General features: G+C 33.4%; 12 protein-coding genes and 2 tRNA genes. 11 read left to right on the forward strand and 3 right to left on the reverse strand.

Going from position 1 to position 16116, the window contains the following annotated elements; all coding sequences use genetic code 11:
- The coding region (locus tag DUZ96_RS12975) for a hypothetical protein (protein WP_220222681.1) at positions 1-200 on the forward strand (200 nt) is incomplete at its 5' end.
- 141 nt (positions 201-341) lie between these two features.
- Here the strand turns inward: DUZ96_RS12975 and DUZ96_RS01760 are convergent.
- Complete coding sequence (locus DUZ96_RS01760; RefSeq protein WP_114299892.1) at positions 342-1484, reverse strand: acyl-CoA dehydrogenase; 1143 nt, start codon at positions 1482-1484, stop codon at positions 342-344.
- Between the two features lie 91 nt (positions 1485-1575).
- Between DUZ96_RS01760 and DUZ96_RS01765 the strand changes: the two genes are divergently transcribed.
- The 9 genes from DUZ96_RS01765 to DUZ96_RS01805 all read left to right on the forward strand — a co-directional run bounded on the left by DUZ96_RS01765 (position 1576) and on the right by DUZ96_RS01805 (position 8860).
- The gene (locus DUZ96_RS01765) at positions 1576-2643 is read left to right on the forward strand and encodes an anhydro-N-acetylmuramic acid kinase (protein WP_114299894.1); all 1068 of its coding nucleotides are present in this window, start codon (positions 1576-1578) and stop codon (positions 2641-2643) included.
- A gap of 74 nt (positions 2644-2717) precedes the next feature.
- Positions 2718-3944: a Glu/Leu/Phe/Val dehydrogenase dimerization domain-containing protein gene (locus DUZ96_RS01770; RefSeq protein ID WP_114300222.1), complete on the forward strand. Its 1227-nt coding sequence runs from the start codon at positions 2718-2720 to the stop codon at positions 3942-3944.
- A gap of 13 nt (positions 3945-3957) precedes the next feature.
- Positions 3958-5349 (forward strand): sodium:proton antiporter NhaD, encoded by a 1392-nt coding sequence (gene nhaD / locus DUZ96_RS01775; RefSeq protein ID WP_114299896.1) that lies wholly within the window; start codon positions 3958-3960, stop codon positions 5347-5349.
- 62 nt (positions 5350-5411) lie between these two features.
- A complete protein-coding gene (locus DUZ96_RS01780; protein WP_114299898.1) occupies positions 5412-6107 on the forward strand; it encodes a MotA/TolQ/ExbB proton channel family protein in 696 nt (231 codons plus the stop codon).
- 1 nt (position 6108) lies between these two features.
- Entirely contained in the window at positions 6109-6501 is a 393-nt protein-coding gene (locus DUZ96_RS01785; protein ID WP_114299900.1) for a biopolymer transporter ExbD, read from the forward strand.
- Positions 6502-6540: 39 nt separating this feature from the next.
- A complete protein-coding gene (locus tag DUZ96_RS01790; RefSeq protein ID WP_114299902.1) occupies positions 6541-7386 on the forward strand; it encodes an energy transducer TonB in 846 nt (281 codons plus the stop codon).
- 3 nt (positions 7387-7389) lie between these two features.
- Positions 7390-8607 carry a folylpolyglutamate synthase/dihydrofolate synthase family protein gene (locus DUZ96_RS01795; protein WP_114299904.1) on the forward strand — a complete coding sequence of 406 codons (1218 nt, stop codon included), beginning with the start codon at positions 7390-7392 and terminating at the stop codon, positions 8605-8607.
- 61 nt (positions 8608-8668) lie between these two features.
- A tRNA-Val gene (locus DUZ96_RS01800) sits at positions 8669-8743 on the forward strand.
- Positions 8744-8785: 42 nt separating this feature from the next.
- Positions 8786-8860 (forward strand) — tRNA-Val (locus DUZ96_RS01805).
- 9 nt (positions 8861-8869) lie between these two features.
- On the opposite strand, the gene murF is transcribed toward DUZ96_RS01805, so the two are convergent.
- Positions 8870-10150 (reverse strand): UDP-N-acetylmuramoyl-tripeptide--D-alanyl-D-alanine ligase, encoded by a 1281-nt coding sequence (gene murF / locus DUZ96_RS01810; protein ID WP_114299906.1) that lies wholly within the window; start codon positions 10148-10150, stop codon positions 8870-8872.
- A gap of 66 nt (positions 10151-10216) precedes the next feature.
- The gene (gene gldJ / locus DUZ96_RS01815; protein ID WP_114299908.1) at positions 10217-11899 is read right to left on the reverse strand and encodes a gliding motility lipoprotein GldJ; all 1683 of its coding nucleotides are present in this window, start codon (positions 11897-11899) and stop codon (positions 10217-10219) included.
- Positions 11900-12202: 303 nt separating this feature from the next.
- Here gldJ and porU point away from each other — a divergent pair, with 303 nt between their 5' ends.
- The gene (gene porU / locus DUZ96_RS01820) at positions 12203-16057 is read left to right on the forward strand and encodes a type IX secretion system sortase PorU (protein ID WP_114299910.1); all 3855 of its coding nucleotides are present in this window, start codon (positions 12203-12205) and stop codon (positions 16055-16057) included.
- Positions 16058-16116 lie beyond the last annotated feature (59 nt).

Below are 16116 nucleotides of genomic sequence, written 5' to 3' on the forward strand. Positions count from 1 at the left end.
GAAGGCCCTTTGCTAAACAGCAAAGGGCTTTTTTTATACCCTTTTTTAATTGTACCTCCCCACTCTTAAAACCAGAGAAAAATGCACCTCTAAAATTAGTATGCGTTGAAATGGATGTTTTTGGTATTGAATTGAACGAATTTACCTGTAGTTCTTATTCAAGAGGTGTTTCAGATATAAGCAAGAAAACACAAAAGTGAAAATATTAATAATACCTACAAATGAAGAATTAGAGATTGCCAGACAAATATTTAATCTATTCAATAAAGAATAGGTATTAAAAAACCGAGTTAATAATTACTCGGTTTTTTAATTGTGGAAAAATATTATGTTGTTATTGGTTATCCTTTAATAACTCCTCTAGAAATTACTATTTTTTGAATTTCCGATGTACCTTCATAAATCTGGGTAATTTTTGCATCACGCATTAAACGTTCTACATGGTATTCCTTAACAAAACCATTTCCGCCATGGATTTGAACTGCCTCAACGGTTTGTTCCATTGCAACTTTAGAAGCATATAGTTTTGCCATTGCACTTGACATATCATGATTAACACCTTTGTCTTTTTCCCAAGCTGATTTCATCACTAAGTGTCTAGCAGCTTCAATCTCGGTATACATATCTGCCAGTTTAAATGCAATTGCTTGATGGTTACATATCTCTGTGCCAAATGCTTTTCTAACTTTAGAATATTCAAGAGCTAATTCGTAAGCACCAGATGCGATTCCAAGTGCCTGTGAAGCGATACCAATACGACCACCAGATAAAGTTTTCATAGCAAACTTAAACCCAAAGCCATCTTCTCCGATTCTATTTTCCTTTGGCACTTTTACATCATTAAACTGCAAAGTGTGTGTATCACTACCTCTAATACCCAATTTATCTTCCTTTGGTCCAATATCAAATCCTGGTGTGCCTTTCTCTACAATAAAAGCATTAATTCCTTTGTGCCCTTTTTCTCTATCAGTCTGGGCAATAACAAGATATACATCAGATCTGCCACCATTTGTAATCCAGTTCTTAGTACCATTAATCACGTAATGGTCACCCATATCAATGGCTGTAGTCTTTTGTGAGGTTGCATCACTTCCAGCTTCAGGTTCGCTCAAACAAAAAGCACCTATATATTCTCCGGTAGCAAGTTTAGTAAGATATTTTTGTTTTTGTTCTTCAGTACCATAATTCTCAAGACCATAACAAACCAAAGAATTGTTCACAGATACAATGACGGAGGCAGAAGCATCAATTTTAGAAAGTTCTTCCATAATTAAAACATATGAAATTGTATCCATTCCACTTCCACCGTATTTTGGATCTACCATAATTCCCAAGAATCCAAGTTCTCCCATTTTCTTCACCAATTCATCTGGAAATTCTTGTTTTTCATCTCTTTCTATAACACCAGGAAGTAGTTCTATTTTTGCAAAATCACGTGCAGCGTCACGTATCATTAAATGCTCTTCGGTTAAGCTAAAGTCCATATAACAAATTAATTATTGATTTGATAAAATTTTGGTGCAAAGATAACTCTTATTTGCTGTATTTTCAATAACTAATAGTATTTTTACTAATATGATAAAATCTTCTTATAATGTAATTGGAGTAATGTCTGGAACATCATTGGATGGTGTAGACATAATTTATGCTCAATTTGATTATAATGCTAATTGGAATTTTAAGATAAAATATTCTGAAACAGTCTCTTATTCTAAAGAATGGAAAGAAAAATTAAAGTTACTGACTCGTAGTTCAAAAGAGCAATTAATAGGGTTAGATTTATTATACTCCAAATTATTAGCCCATATTATAAATGAGTTTATTAAACGGAACGAAATAAAAGAAATTGACTTTATTTCGTCACATGGACATACAGCTTTACATAGACCTGACTTAGGTTTTACATATCAAATTGGGAATAAACAAATTCTTGCGGATACATTAGGTCAAAAAATAATATGTGATTTTAGATTACAAGATATAGAATTAGGTGGCCAAGGTGCACCCTTAGTTCCAATTGGTGATCAGCTTTTGTTTTCAGATTACCAATATTGTATTAATCTTGGTGGTTTTGCCAATATTTCATTTGATTTTGAAGATGAAAGAATAGCTTTTGATATATGCCCAGTTAATATTGTACTGAATCATTATGTTCATGATATAGGATTAGAGTTTGATGAAAGTGGCAAAATTGCATCCAAAGGTGAAGTAAATAGAAAATTATTAGATGAATTAAACGACTTGGCATTCTATAATCTATCAAATCCAAAATCGTTGGGTTTAGAATGGGTTAATGAGCATATATTTCCAATTATTGACAACTATACTTTAAAACTTACAGATATATTATCCACTTTTATTGAGCATATAGCAATTCAGATTTCAGAGGTTATTATGAAAAAGGGTGAAAAGGTATTGATTACTGGAGGTGGTGCTTATAACAAATATCTAATCTCCAGAATACAATACCATGTTGATTCAATTATTATAATTCCATCGAAAGATATAATTGAATTTAAAGAGGCTTTGATTTTCGCTCTATTAGGTATTTTGAAGGATAGAAATGATACAAATTGTTTGGCAAGTGTAACTGGCGCTAAAAAGAATCACTCATCTGGAAAAATTTTACTACCGAGAGTATAAATTAAGTAGTTAATTCACATTGTAGCTTTTTTAGTTTTTTATATTTGTTGTAACTAACTAAATCACAACTCTTGATAAAGGAATTACTTCAGAAATACGAAAATAAATCTCCAGAAATCGTATTTCATTGGAACGATCCCGAGACAAATGCAGAAGGTTGGACTGTCATCAACTCCTTAAGAGGGGGTGCAGCTGGTGGTGGTACACGTATGCGCAAAGGTCTAGACATGAACGAAGTACTCTCTCTTGCTAAAACTATGGAAGTAAAGTTTACTGTTTCTGGGCCATTAATTGGTGGTGCTAAATCTGGTATAAACTTTGACCCAAAAGATCCAAGAAAAAGGGGTGTGCTTGAACGTTGGTATAAAGCTGTTTCGCCTTTGCTTAAAAGTTATTATGGTACAGGTGGTGATTTAAATGTAGATGAAATTCAAGAAGTGATACCAATTACTGAGGCGAGTGGCGTTTGGCATCCACAAGAAGGAGTTTTTGAAGGTCATTTCAGGCCAACACAAGCAGATAAAATAAATAGAATAGGTCAATTGAGACATGGTGTTATTAAGGTAATTGAAAACCCAAAATATTCTCCGGATGTTTTAAGAAAATACACTGTTGCAGATATGATTACTGGATATGGGGTCGCAATTGCAACAAAACATTTTTATGATCTAAATGATGATTCTATAAAAGGTAAAAGAGTTATTGTGCAAGGGTTTGGTAACGTTGGCGCATCGGCAGCTTTCTATTTTGCACAAATGGGCGCAAAAATAGTTGGTATCATTGACAAAGTAGGAGGGCTTATTAATCCTGAAGGGTTTTCATTTAATGAAATTATAGAATTATATCTTAATAAAAGTGGTAATACTTTAGTAGCAGAAAATTTGATACCTTTTGAGGAAATTAATAGTTTGATTTGGTCCTTAAAAACTGAAGTTTTTGCTCCATGCGCGGCCTCTCGCTTGATTACCAAAGACCAAATAGATCAAATGATTAATACTGGTTTAGAGGTTATATCTTGCGGAGCTAATGTTCCATTTGCTGATAAGGAGATATTTTTCGGTCCAATAATGGAACATACAGACCAAAAAGTTAGTTTAATTCCAGATTTTATTTCAAATTGTGGAATGGCAAGAGTATTTGCTTACTTTATGGAAAGGAAAGTTCAAATGACTGATGAAGCAATTTTTAAGGATACCTCTAAAGTCATAAGAAAAGCATTAAGAGAAGTAAAGAAAAAGAATCCTAACAGAGTAGGTATTAGTGAAACTGCATTTGAAATAGCATTGAGACAATTAATATAAAACACCCCATAATATGGAAACAGTAATAATTCTCGTTTTTATCGGTGGTTATTTAGCCATAACATTAGAGCATAATATTAAAATAGACAAATTGATTCCTGCTTTAGTCATGATGGCTATAAGTTGGGCCTTAATTTCCTTAGGGATTGATGATTTCTCTCAATGGTTTGACTCTGGTAAGCATAGTTTGATGGAGAATTTTGGTATGCTAGGTCACGAAGATAAAATGCATTTAATGGAGGAGACTTTATTACATCATTTGGGCAAAACTGCAGAGATCTTGGTTTTCTTACTTGGTGCAATGACAATCGTTGAAATTATAGATTATTTTGATGGATTTTCTACAATTAAAGCAGCGGTAAATTTTAATAGTAGAAAGAAATTATTATGGATGTTTTCTGGATTAGCATTTATTTTATCAGCAATTATTGACAACTTAACTGCAACAATTGTATTAATTTCTATTCTTCAGAAAATTGTTAAAGATAGAAACATCAGAATTTGGTATGCAGGTTTAATAATTATAGCAGCAAACGCAGGTGGAGCTTGGTCTCCAATTGGAGATGTTACAACTACAATGCTATGGATTGGAGATAAGGTCTCGACAGGTAGATTGTTTGTATATTTATTCATCCCATCATTGCTATGTATGGTAGTGCCAACTTTTATAGCCTCGCTACTTCCTTCGTTTCAAGGAGAACTAGAATTACAAGCAGATGATAATAAGCCAAAAAATAAGTTTAGCTCCACGATGTTGTTTTTAGGTTTAGGTGCAATCGTATTTGTTCCTGTTTTTAAAGTAATCACACACTTACCACCTTATGTTGGTATGATGTTATCATTGGGTGTTGTTGCAATTTTTGCAGAAATATATAGTAATTCTAAGTTCGCTATATCAACAATTACTTCGGAGGAGCACCATGAACATGCAAGTCATAGTCCAGTCCATTATTCTTTATCAAAAATAGAATTACCAAGTATCCTATTCTTTTTAGGTATTTTAATGGCCGTTGCGGCCTTAGAATCATTAGGAATATTGTTTGGCTTTGCTGATGGCTTAAAAGAAAATATTGGTTTATTGGGCACTGAACCAAAAGGAACGGTAGTATCAGATTTAGTTGTACTATTACTAGGAGTTGGTTCTGCTGTTATTGATAATGTACCACTAGTTGCAGCTAGCTTAGGAATGTTCTCAGAACCTTTAGATAATCAGTTATGGCATTTTGTTGCATATTCAGCTGGTACTGGTGGAAGTATGTTAATTATTGGCTCAGCAGCAGGGGTTGTTGCAATGGGTATGGAAAAAATAGATTTCTTCTGGTATCTAAGAAAAATTTCTTGGTTAGCACTAGTTGGTTTTATTGCTGGCGCAGTTGCATTTATGGCCACAAGAGCTCTTTTCTAACATACTTAAGTGAGAAACTAAGCGTTATAACTTACAAGAACTTTTAAATTTAAACTTATCATATGATATTACTAAGTAATATTCAGGATGAATCTGAACGATTAACTGATGGTGAATCAGTTGAAAAAACACTTTCTATAATAGAGTTAATTACCAGTGGTGGAACATCTGGTATGGTTATTATACTTATTCTTTTCTTACTACTTATTGTAGCTACATATATTTATTTTGAACGAATATTTGCAATTAAAGTAGCGTCCAAAGTTGATTCAAATTTTATGAATCAGATTAAAGACCATGTCAGTAATGGGAAAATTGATTCTGCACAAATGCTCTGTGCACAAATTAATTCACCGGTTTCAAGATTAATATCAAAAGGCATAACTAGAATTGGTAAACCATTAGAAGATATAAATACAGCAATTGAAAATGCAGGTAGATTAGAGATTTATAGTTTAGAAAAACACGTAAGCGTTTTGGCTACGATTTCTGGTGTGGCACCGATGATCGGATTCTTGGGTACAGTTATAGGTATGATTCTATCAATTTTTGAACTTGCAAATGCTGGAGGAACAATTCAAATGGATGTTTTAGCAAGTGGTTTGTATACAGCCATGACTACAACAGTTGGTGGTTTAATAGTAGGTATAATTGCCTATGTTGCCTATAACCATATTGTTGTTAGAACAAATAAGGTTGTCTATCAGATGGAGGCTAATTCAGTAGAGTTCTTAGACCATTTAAACGAGCCTATCTAACGTGAATATCAGAGGAAGAAATAAAGTTACTCCAGAATTCAATATGGCCTCAATGACCGATATTGTGTTCTTGTTGCTCATATTTTTTATGATAGCATCAACTCTTGTAACCACCAATGCAATCGATATTATTTTACCAAAGGCAAGTGGTAAAACTGAGAATAAAAAATCCATTGCAGTTAGTATTAAAAAAGACTTGACTTATTATATTGACCAAAGAAGAGTAGGAGAGAGTATTTTAGAAAATGAACTTATTACGGCATTATCCGATCAAGAAAAGCCAACAATTGTTTTAAGGGCAGAAAAATCGGTTCCTGTTGAGAATGTAGTAAAAGTAATGGATATCGCTAATAGAAATAAATTCAAGGTGATTTTGGCAGTGAAACCAAAATAAGCGGCATTATTTTTGAATTTATACTAAGAAACTTTAGTAATGAAGTATTTAGAGACTAAACATGAGCGTAATGCGGCGCGAATAACAACCTTAATTTCAATTATTTTGTTGTTATTACTATTTGTAGTTGGTCCTCAATATTTAGATCCTCCTGAAGAATATGGCGTGACTGTAAATTTTGGCACTACCGACTTTGGTAATGGTAACAGACCATTAAGTAAACCTAGAAAAGCTATAAAAGAACAAATTGAAGAATCTCAACCTGAAACTCCAAAGGTTGAACCTACAAATTCTCAGACCAAAACAGAAGAAATTATTACTGAAGAAAACACTGAAGAAATTGCCATTAAAAAGCAAAAGGAAGCAGAGGCACGTGCAAAGGCAGAAGCAGAACGTGTTGAAAGGCAAAAACGGGAAGCTGAAGAACGAAAAAGAAGAGAGGAAGAAGAAAAGAGGAAGAAACTTGACAACCTTATAGGTGGTGTGAAAAATTCTGATGGTAAAACTGATGGAGGTAAAGGTCCAGATAATCAAGGAGAAAATAAAGGGCAGTCTAATGGTAATCCATATGCACCAAGTTATTTTGGCGGTTCAGGACCTGGTAAAGGTAATGTAGGTTACGGTTTAGGTGGAAGAGGTAAACCATCTAGAGAAATTTATAAACAAGACTGTAATGAATATGGTCTGGTAGTCGTTAAAATTGAAGTTAACCTACAGGGAAATGTCATTAAGGCTATACCAGGAATCAAGGGCACAACAAATACACATCCTTGTCTCTTAGAACCTGCTAAAAAAATTGCAGAATCGCATAAATGGCCATCAGATCCCGATGCACCTGCAAGACAGATTGGTTTTGTAAGTATTAATTTTGACTTAGGTCAATAATCTATGAATTATAAGGACACAGTTTCATGGATGTTTAAGCAATTACCTATGTATCAAAATAAAGGTAATAGTGCTTATAAAGGAGACCTAAATAATACGATAAAATTAGCAAGCCATCTTAATAATCCCGAGGCGAAATTTAAATCTATTCATGTAGCTGGTACAAACGGAAAAGGCTCAACTAGCCATATGCTCGCATCTGTGCTACAAGAAGCTGGTTACAATGTTGGCTTGTACACCTCTCCACATTTAAAAGACTTTAGAGAGCGTATTAGGATAAATGGTAATCCGATAAGTAAACAATTTGTAATGGGATTTATCAAGAGAAATCGGAAGTTTTTTCAAAACAACCATTTTTCTTTTTTTGAAATGACTGTTGGAATGGCTTTCGATTATTTTGCCAAGAAAAAGGTTGATATCGCAGTAATTGAAGTTGGTTTGGGAGGTCGATTAGATTCTACTAATATTATATTACCAGAACTTTCTATAATCACTAATATCGGATTTGACCATATGCAGTTTTTAGGTAATACACTTGAAGCCATAGCGAAAGAGAAAGCCGGGATTATAAAACCAAATATTCCGGTTGTAATTGGAGAGACACAAGTAGGTACGGCACCTGTTTTCATGAATTTAGCAACAAAAAATAATTCAGAGATTTACTTTGCTGACAAAGAAATTAATAAAGTCTTTAATAGTGATTTAAAGGGCTCATATCAATTAAAGAATATTAAAACAGTAATGAAATCTGTTGAAGTTCTTAACCATGAGGATTATAATATTTCAAAAAATCATTTAAAAAATGGATTATTAAATGTTGTAGCTAATACTGGCATGATGGGCCGTTGGCAGGTTATTGGAAATAAACCAAAAATCATTTGTGATACTGCTCATAATAAGGAAGGACTCAGTTATGTTATTGAACAACTTTTATCAGAATCCTTTGAAAAATTACATATTGTTTTCGGTGTAGTTAATGATAAAGACTTAACTACTATCTTACCATTATTACCAAAATCAGCATTGTACTTTTTATGCAAACCAAATGTAATGAGAGGCCTCGATGCTACGGAATTAAAGTCTAGTTTTAACAAGTATGATCTTAACTCAATTGCATTTAATACTGTTGCTGAAGCATATAATGAAGCTAAGGCAAAAGCTGATTATAATGATCTAATTTTTATTGGTGGAAGTACTTTTGTAGTGGCTGAAATTATTTAATTTTTTTAATAAAATTCTTTTGAGATTTTAAAAACTAATCTATATTTGCAGTCCAATTATTGGGCGCGTAGCTCAGTTGGTTCAGAGCACTTGGTTTACACCCAAGGGGTCAGGGGTTCGAATCCCTTCGCGCCCACAAAAGTTCACAGAAATGTGGACTTTTTTGGTTTTTAACAATGGGTCATTAACTCAGTTGGTTTAGAGTGTTACCTTGACAGGGTAGAAGTCACTGGTTCGAATCCAGTATGACCCACAAATATGATTAGATATGGTCTAAAATTCTTTCTAAGGCCATACCACGAGATCCCTTTATCAAAATTGTTGAGTTACTTAGGTCAATAAATTTTAAGGTTAAGACTAAATCGTCAAACGATCTAAACTTATGGATTGAAGAACGCGAGTCACACTCGTGGAAATTTTCACCAATTAGGTAAATATTATCTTCAAAATTTTCTTCTGCGAAATCTACAATGTTTTGATGTTCAATATGAGCTTCCTCTCCGAGCTCAAACATATCTCCTAAAAACAAGAATTTACGTTTTGCGCTTAATTGCTTCAAGTTTTTTAGGGCACTTAGCATACTTGTCGGATTAGCATTGTATGCATCTAGTATAATCTTAGTTGAGTCTTTTTCTATAATTTCGGATCGGTTATTTTTTGGCTGATAATTTTCAATCCCTTTTTTAATGTTTTCGGTTGATATTTTAAAATGATTTCCAATAGCTATTGCCACCGAAATATTACTGAAATTGTATGTACCAATTAGGTGGCTCTGTATTTCGGTATTATTAAATTTTACTTTAACAAAAGGATCTGCATTCACAAAATCGATTATGCAATCATTTTCAGGTTTAGATCCAAATGTTACTATTTTGTTGTACCCTAATATTTGTTCAATTTGCTTATTGTCTTCTGTATTTATAAAAGCAGTTTTATTATTTGCTTTTACATAATCATATAATTCTGACTTACCTTTAATGACCCCTTCAATTCCTTCAAATCCCTCCAAATGGGCCTTTCCAAAATTTGTAATCAGAGCATAATCTGGTTGAGAAATACTGCTCAAAAACTCAATTTCTTTCTGGTGGTTCGCGCCCATTTCTACAATCCCAAAATCTAGGTCATCAGCAAAGTCTAACAACGTTAATGGTACACCTATATGATTGTTAAGATTACCTTGTGTTGCGTTTACTTTACAAGTGGTAGATAATACAGAGTAAATGAGCTCCTTGGTTGTAGTTTTACCATTGCTTCCTGTTAGCCCAATGATTGGAAAATTAAATTGATTCCTATGGTGTTTGGCCAGCTCTTGTAAACTTGTCAATGTATCATCAACTAAAAAGCAATTGTTGTTAATACATGCCGAAGTTTCGTCAACAACACAGTACTTTGCTCCCTTTTTAAAAGCTTCATTTACAAATTTATTACCATTAAAATTTTCACCTTTTAGTGCAAAATATATCGATCCTTTGGTCAATTTTCTTGTATCAGTAGTTAGCTTATTACAGGCTTTAAATCTTTGATATAATGCTTCTATTTCCATTGGTCTAAAAATAAAAAAGTCCTGACGAAGTTCATCAGGACTTTTTTATTTATTTAACTTATTAAATTAGTTTCTTCTTTTACTATTTTTCTGAGATTTAGAACCTACCCTTGATACTGCACATCTGAATCCAATATAGTCTGTTGCCATATCTTGAGGGAAGTAACGGCGTTGAGCAGGATCAATCCAATATGCTCTATCTCTCCAAGATCCGCCTTTGTAAACTCTTACTTCATCATTGATTAAAGATGTTCTGCTATCAGATTTATCGTATTCTCTCAGCAGTTTACCATCTGCAGAATCTATTTCAACAGAATGCTTTGGTGAGTTATACATCTTTCTTGTTAAGTCCTTATTTTCATCTCTTTTCTCATCAAAGTTCTCTCTGTAGTAACGTGAAGAGCGTTTGTCTCCATCTCTAAAGTTTCTGTTATCACTATCATCAAACTGAGTTCTTAAATAAGTTTCTTCTTCATCAACAGGTATTTTAGCGATTTCTCCAGGTAGATTTCTTGCTATAATTTTACCATTGCTTAAAGTATCATAAACTATTTCCTCAACTGTAACTATTTTTACAGTTCCATCTTCATTAAGAGCATTCTTAGTGTATACATTACCTCTATAGTAATTGAAATCGTTAAACTCATCATCAACAATTGGTCTATAAACATCAGCCACCCATTCTGCAACGTTACCTGACATATCATATAAACCATAATCATTAGGTTGGTAAGATTTAACTTCAGCCGTAATATCAGCTCCATCATCAGACCATCCAGCGATTCCACCGTAGTCACCTTTTCCTTGCTTAAAGTTAGCCATTTGGTCACCGCGATTTACACGCTTTCCAGATCTTGTGTATTGTCCATCCCATGGATACTTTTTACGTCCTCTATATATATTATAGCTACGTAATTCACTCATACCTAAAGCAGCGTATTCCCACTCTGCTTCAGTTGGGAGTCTATATTTAACAGGAATAACTCCTGATTCTCTTTTTGCATAAACATTGATTGGGTTTCCGTCAATATCAGTTTGTTGTTTACGTCGACCTCCTTGTAACACGTCTTCATTTCCTCCATATGTTTGTGAAGGTGCATTAATATACGTATCAGTACTAAATGTACTTTCTGCATTTACATCAGTATATTGTGCATCTCTCTTCAGATATCCAGCTTCTTGTAGCGCTAATTCTGCAACACGATCTGTTCTCCAATTTGCATATTCTACTGCTTGTATCCAACTAACACCTACTACAGGATAATTAGCGTAACCAGGATGACGTAAGTAATTTTCAGTCATCATTTCATTATACCCTAAACGATTTCTCCATACAAGGGTATCTGGTAATGCTCCTTTGTATATTAATGAGTAGTTTGGGTCGTCAGGAGGATATACTCCTTTTAAATAATCTAAGTAAAATAGATAATTTAGGTTAGTAACTTCTGTTTCGTCCATGTAGAATGATTGTACATGCTGTTGATTTGGGGAGTTGTTCCAATCATGCATTGGGTCGTCTTGTACTTTACCCATTGTAAAGGTTCCACCTTCAATAAACGATGTTCCTTGAGGCGTTTCTTGCTCCTTGTAATTGGTGTTGTACTGAAAACCACCTTGTTTATCGTTGATTTTCCAACCAGTGGCACTATCTACATTACCAGAACTAGATGATCTTTTACAACCAACAATTGAAGTGCAAACTACTAATGCTAGTATAAATTTGAGGTTTAAGACATTTTTCATATCCATATGTTTAAGTAAGCTCGTTTAAAATTTAGATTCGCAATATAACAATTAAAGGTAAACTGACAACTTTTTTTTCCGACAAAATGCAAAAAAAAGTGCATTTCATCCCTTTTTTTTAACAAGATATCGGATTTTTGGCCGTTTATCGAGTGTATTTTGCTCTTTAATAACGACGTCAAAAATAAATTATTGTTGTATTTTTGAAATAAAAATTTAGAGCTCATAATAAGTCTTAATACAAGTCGTTATTTTACTAAAAATTGTAGGTATTAAGGTGAAATGCTTGACCTCATCAGAAAAAGATAAATGAAACAATTTTATACAGTTATATTTTTTTGCTTTTTTCTATTAAGCTTCAGTCAACAAAAGCAAATTAATATAGAATGGGAAGACGCCAAAGTTTTAGAAAATGACTTTGGCAAGATGAGGGTTCCAGGTTTTAGCTCAAAACATTTTAGTTATTCAACAGAAAAAGGGCTTGTGTATTTTGCTCAATGGAGTAATAATGCAAAGCGTATAAATGAAAAATCAGTTAACCTTTCAAATATTTCATATCAGACCATTACTAAAAACGATTTATTTGATTTGAATGAAGAGTTGATTCCAGAAGAGCCAGTATTTAATATATTCAATACCAATGCAAGAGGAAAGAAATCAACCTATTTTGAAATATCACCTATAGTAAAGCAAAATGGTGTGATTAAAAAAATTACGTCCTTAACCATTAACTATAATACCACTAATACTCAAACAAGTGGTTTGGCAAAGGATGGCAACGATATTACAAATTCAGTTTTGGCCAATGGAGAATGGTACAGGTTTTATATTGATGAGTCTGGAGTTTTTCAGTTAACCAAGAATTTTTTAAGTAGTTTAGGAATTAATACTAATTCTGTAGATCCTAGAACCATTAAGATTTTTGGAAATGGTGGTAGAATGTTACCATTATCTAATGCTGAGGATCATCCTTTCGATGTAGTAGAAAATGCTGTAAAATTTGTAGGTGAGGAGGATGGAAGTTTTGATAATGATGATTTTATTCTTTTTTATGGTGAAGGACCAACAACCTATAGTGAAGAGAGTAATACTAATTTAAATCTGTATACGGACAAAACGTATTATTATGTGAATATTAGTTCTGGTAATGGTAAAAGAATTCAGTCTATGCCAGAAATTGATCTACCTTCAGATTTTGAAGTAAGTACGTTTCAAGATTATCAATTTTATGAAGTTGATGAGTATAATCTTGCGAAATTGGGAAGACGCTGGTTTGGAGATCGTTTTGATATAGAAAACCAGCAAACCTATAATTTTACTTTCCCAAATTTGGTTGCAAATGAGCCAATTAATTTTGATGTCGCTGTTGGTGCAGTTTCTGAAACAGCTACTTCTATGATTGTTACAGTCAATAGCAATCCGTTAACAACTCTAAATTTAAATGCTATAACTGAGGGTTCCATTCTAGGTTCCTCCGCGAATTTTTCAGATGCTATAAATGTGTCTTCAGATAATATAACTGTCGTATTGGATTATGTAAATAATGGTAATCCATCTGCAAATGGATATTTAGACTTCATCAATATCGAAGCTACAAGACAATTGTCATATGCAGGAGGTCAATTGAGGTTTATAAATAAATCTGTTGCAAATTCAGCTGGTATTGTGCAATATAATCTGTCTAATGCAGGATCAATAAGAGAGATCTGGGATATCACAGATAGGTTCAATGTACAAAATAAAGTGAATGCAGATGCACAAGGAAGCTATAGTTTTAAAGCACCTGCTGGAGAATTGCGAAGTTATATAGCATTTTCTTACGGTGACTTACTCGAACCAATTAGAGATGCCATTTCTACAGTGGCAAATCAAGATTTAAAAGGAACCATATTTAATAATGATCAAGGCGAATTTGAAGATGTTGATTATCTCATCTTAACACCCTCGCAGTTTACAACTCAGGCTGAACGACTTGCTGAAATTAATAGAGCGCAGTATGGTTTAAGCGTAAAAGTTGTTGAATTGAGTAAGATTTATAACGAATTCAGCACAGGTAGCCAAGATATTGCCGCAATAAGAAATTTCATAAAGTATGTCTATGATAATGCAAGTGCACCAGCAAATAGGTTAAAATACTTATGTCTATTTGGTGATGGATCATACGATTATAAGGATAGACTAAACAACAACACCAATCTTGTGCCATCATGGTATACAAATAGTAGTTTTAGTTTAACTAGTTCTTTCGTTTCAGATGATTTTTATTGTATGATGGATGATAACGAAGGAACAATGGGTGGTGGAGATAGAATGGATATTGCTGTTGGAAGAATATTGGCAGAAGATGTTCAAAGAGCAAAGGAGATGGTTGATAAAATTGAAGCTTATTATCAGCCAGAAGCCTATGGCAGTTGGAGAAATAATTTATTGTTAATATCTGATGATGTGGATATTGCTTGGGAAAAAATATTGCAAGAAACTACAGATGGAATTGGTACAACAGTTGAAGCTGAAAAGCCTTTTATGAATGTGGTTAAGATACACACAGATGCGTTCCAGCAAGAGGCATCATCTGCTGGTAATAGATATCCTCAGGTAAATAAAGCTATTAAAGATGCTATTGAAGTTGGCGCATTGGTTGTTAACTATTTTGGGCATGGAGGTGAGGATGGATTGGCCAAGGAGCGAATTTTTGATAAAATAGATGCTCAAGAAATAAATAATGTTTGCAAATTCAATCTTTTTGTTACTGTAACTTGTGAATATACAAAGTTCGATGATCCAGGCAGGCCTACTGCTGGCGAGTATACATTTTGGAATAAAAATGGAGGTGCATCTTCTTTAATTACAACAACAAGGCAAATTTTTGTTACGGTTGGTGTTTCATATAATGAAGTACTGGATGATTACCTATTTGCCTTTGGGTCAAATGACTACCCAACTGTAGGTGAGGCCTTAAGATTGACTAAAATTGATGATAATATTTCAGGAATAAGTCAAAAAAGATTGGTATTCTTAATTGGTGATCCGGCTATGAAGTTGGCATTTCCAGAACCAGATATTCGTTTAACAAAAGTGAATGACGTTGATATTACACAGCAAATAGATACTTTAAAGGCACTTAGTTATACCAAGTTAGCAGGAGAAGTAGTTGACGCTAATGGGAATATACTATCTAATTACAATGGAACATTAACCGCTACAGTTTATGACAAACCCATTGAACGCCAAACATTGGCTAATGATGGAATAGCTGAAAATGGCCAGCGAATTAAATTAGATTTCACTACACTAGGGGAAGTTTTATTTAAAGGACAGGCTAGTGTTGAAAATGGTCAATTTGAATTCGATTTTATCGTGCCTAGAGATATTGGCATACCTGTGGGTAATGGAAAAGTTAGTTTTTATGCCCAAACTACATCACCTTTATCTGATCAGGCTGGAGCAAATTTTGACATTAAAATAGGGGGTATTAACGAGAACGCTCCAGAAGATAATATAGGACCTGTTATCAATCTTTTTATGAATGATGAAAATTTTGTATCAGGAGGAATAACCAACGAGTCACCTACACTTTTAGTGAAGTTACAGGATGAAAACGGAATCAATACTGCTAGCGGTATAGGACATGACATAACGGCTATAATTGATGGTGATGAAACTAATCCTGTAGTTTTAAATGATTATTATCAGGCCAATGTAGATGATTATACCAATGGTATTGTGTCTTATGCATATAGAGATTTAGAACCAGGGTTGCATACCTTGACGCTAAAAGCCTGGGATGTCTATAATAATTCGTCTACTGCAGAAATTCTTTTCAACGTATTTGATAAAGATGAAGAACTTGTTATTGATAATGTTTTAAATTACCCAAACCCTTTTGTTAACTACACTGAGTTTTGGTTTAATCATAATAGTGTGGAGCCATTAGATATCTCTGTTCAAATATTTACAGTGTCTGGTAAATTGGTAAGAACATTAAATGGCCAAACTACTGGAGGTAGTAAAGGTGTAAGCTCACTTTCTAAAGATATTGTTTGGGACGGGAAAGATGATTTTGGAGATAAAATTGGAAAAGGAGTGTATGTTTATAAACTAAAAGTTAAATCTGACCGTTTAAATAAGCAAGTTGAAAAAATTCAAAAACTTGTTATACTATAATAAAAATTTATATTTGCTAACGAATTAGTCACTGTATATCAGTACTAATAACCAATATG

Origin of the sequence: Winogradskyella sp. KYW1333 (assembly GCF_003335675.1) — a bacterium.
GTDB lineage: Bacteria > Bacteroidota > Bacteroidia > Flavobacteriales > Flavobacteriaceae > Winogradskyella.

What these genes read in the sequence shown, in the direction of transcription:
- nhaD (WP_114299896.1), top strand. Translation starts at nt 3,958, where the DNA reads ATGGAAACAGTAATAATTCTCGTTTTTATCGGTGGTTATTTAGCCATA.
- porU (WP_114299910.1), top strand. Translation starts at nt 12,203, where the DNA reads ATGAAACAATTTTATACAGTTATATTTTTTTGCTTTTTTCTATTAAGC.
- murF (WP_114299906.1), bottom strand. Translation starts at nt 10,150, where the DNA reads ATGGAAATAGAAGCATTATATCAAAGATTTAAAGCCTGTAATAAGCTA.
- DUZ96_RS01765 (WP_114299894.1), top strand. Translation starts at nt 1,576, where the DNA reads ATGATAAAATCTTCTTATAATGTAATTGGAGTAATGTCTGGAACATCA.
- DUZ96_RS01780 (WP_114299898.1), top strand. Translation starts at nt 5,412, where the DNA reads ATGATATTACTAAGTAATATTCAGGATGAATCTGAACGATTAACTGAT.
- DUZ96_RS01795 (WP_114299904.1), top strand. Translation starts at nt 7,390, where the DNA reads ATGAATTATAAGGACACAGTTTCATGGATGTTTAAGCAATTACCTATG.
- gldJ (WP_114299908.1), bottom strand. Translation starts at nt 11,899, where the DNA reads ATGGATATGAAAAATGTCTTAAACCTCAAATTTATACTAGCATTAGTA.
- DUZ96_RS01790 (WP_114299902.1), top strand. Translation starts at nt 6,541, where the DNA reads ATGAAGTATTTAGAGACTAAACATGAGCGTAATGCGGCGCGAATAACA.
- DUZ96_RS01760 (WP_114299892.1), bottom strand. Translation starts at nt 1,484, where the DNA reads ATGGACTTTAGCTTAACCGAAGAGCATTTAATGATACGTGACGCTGCA.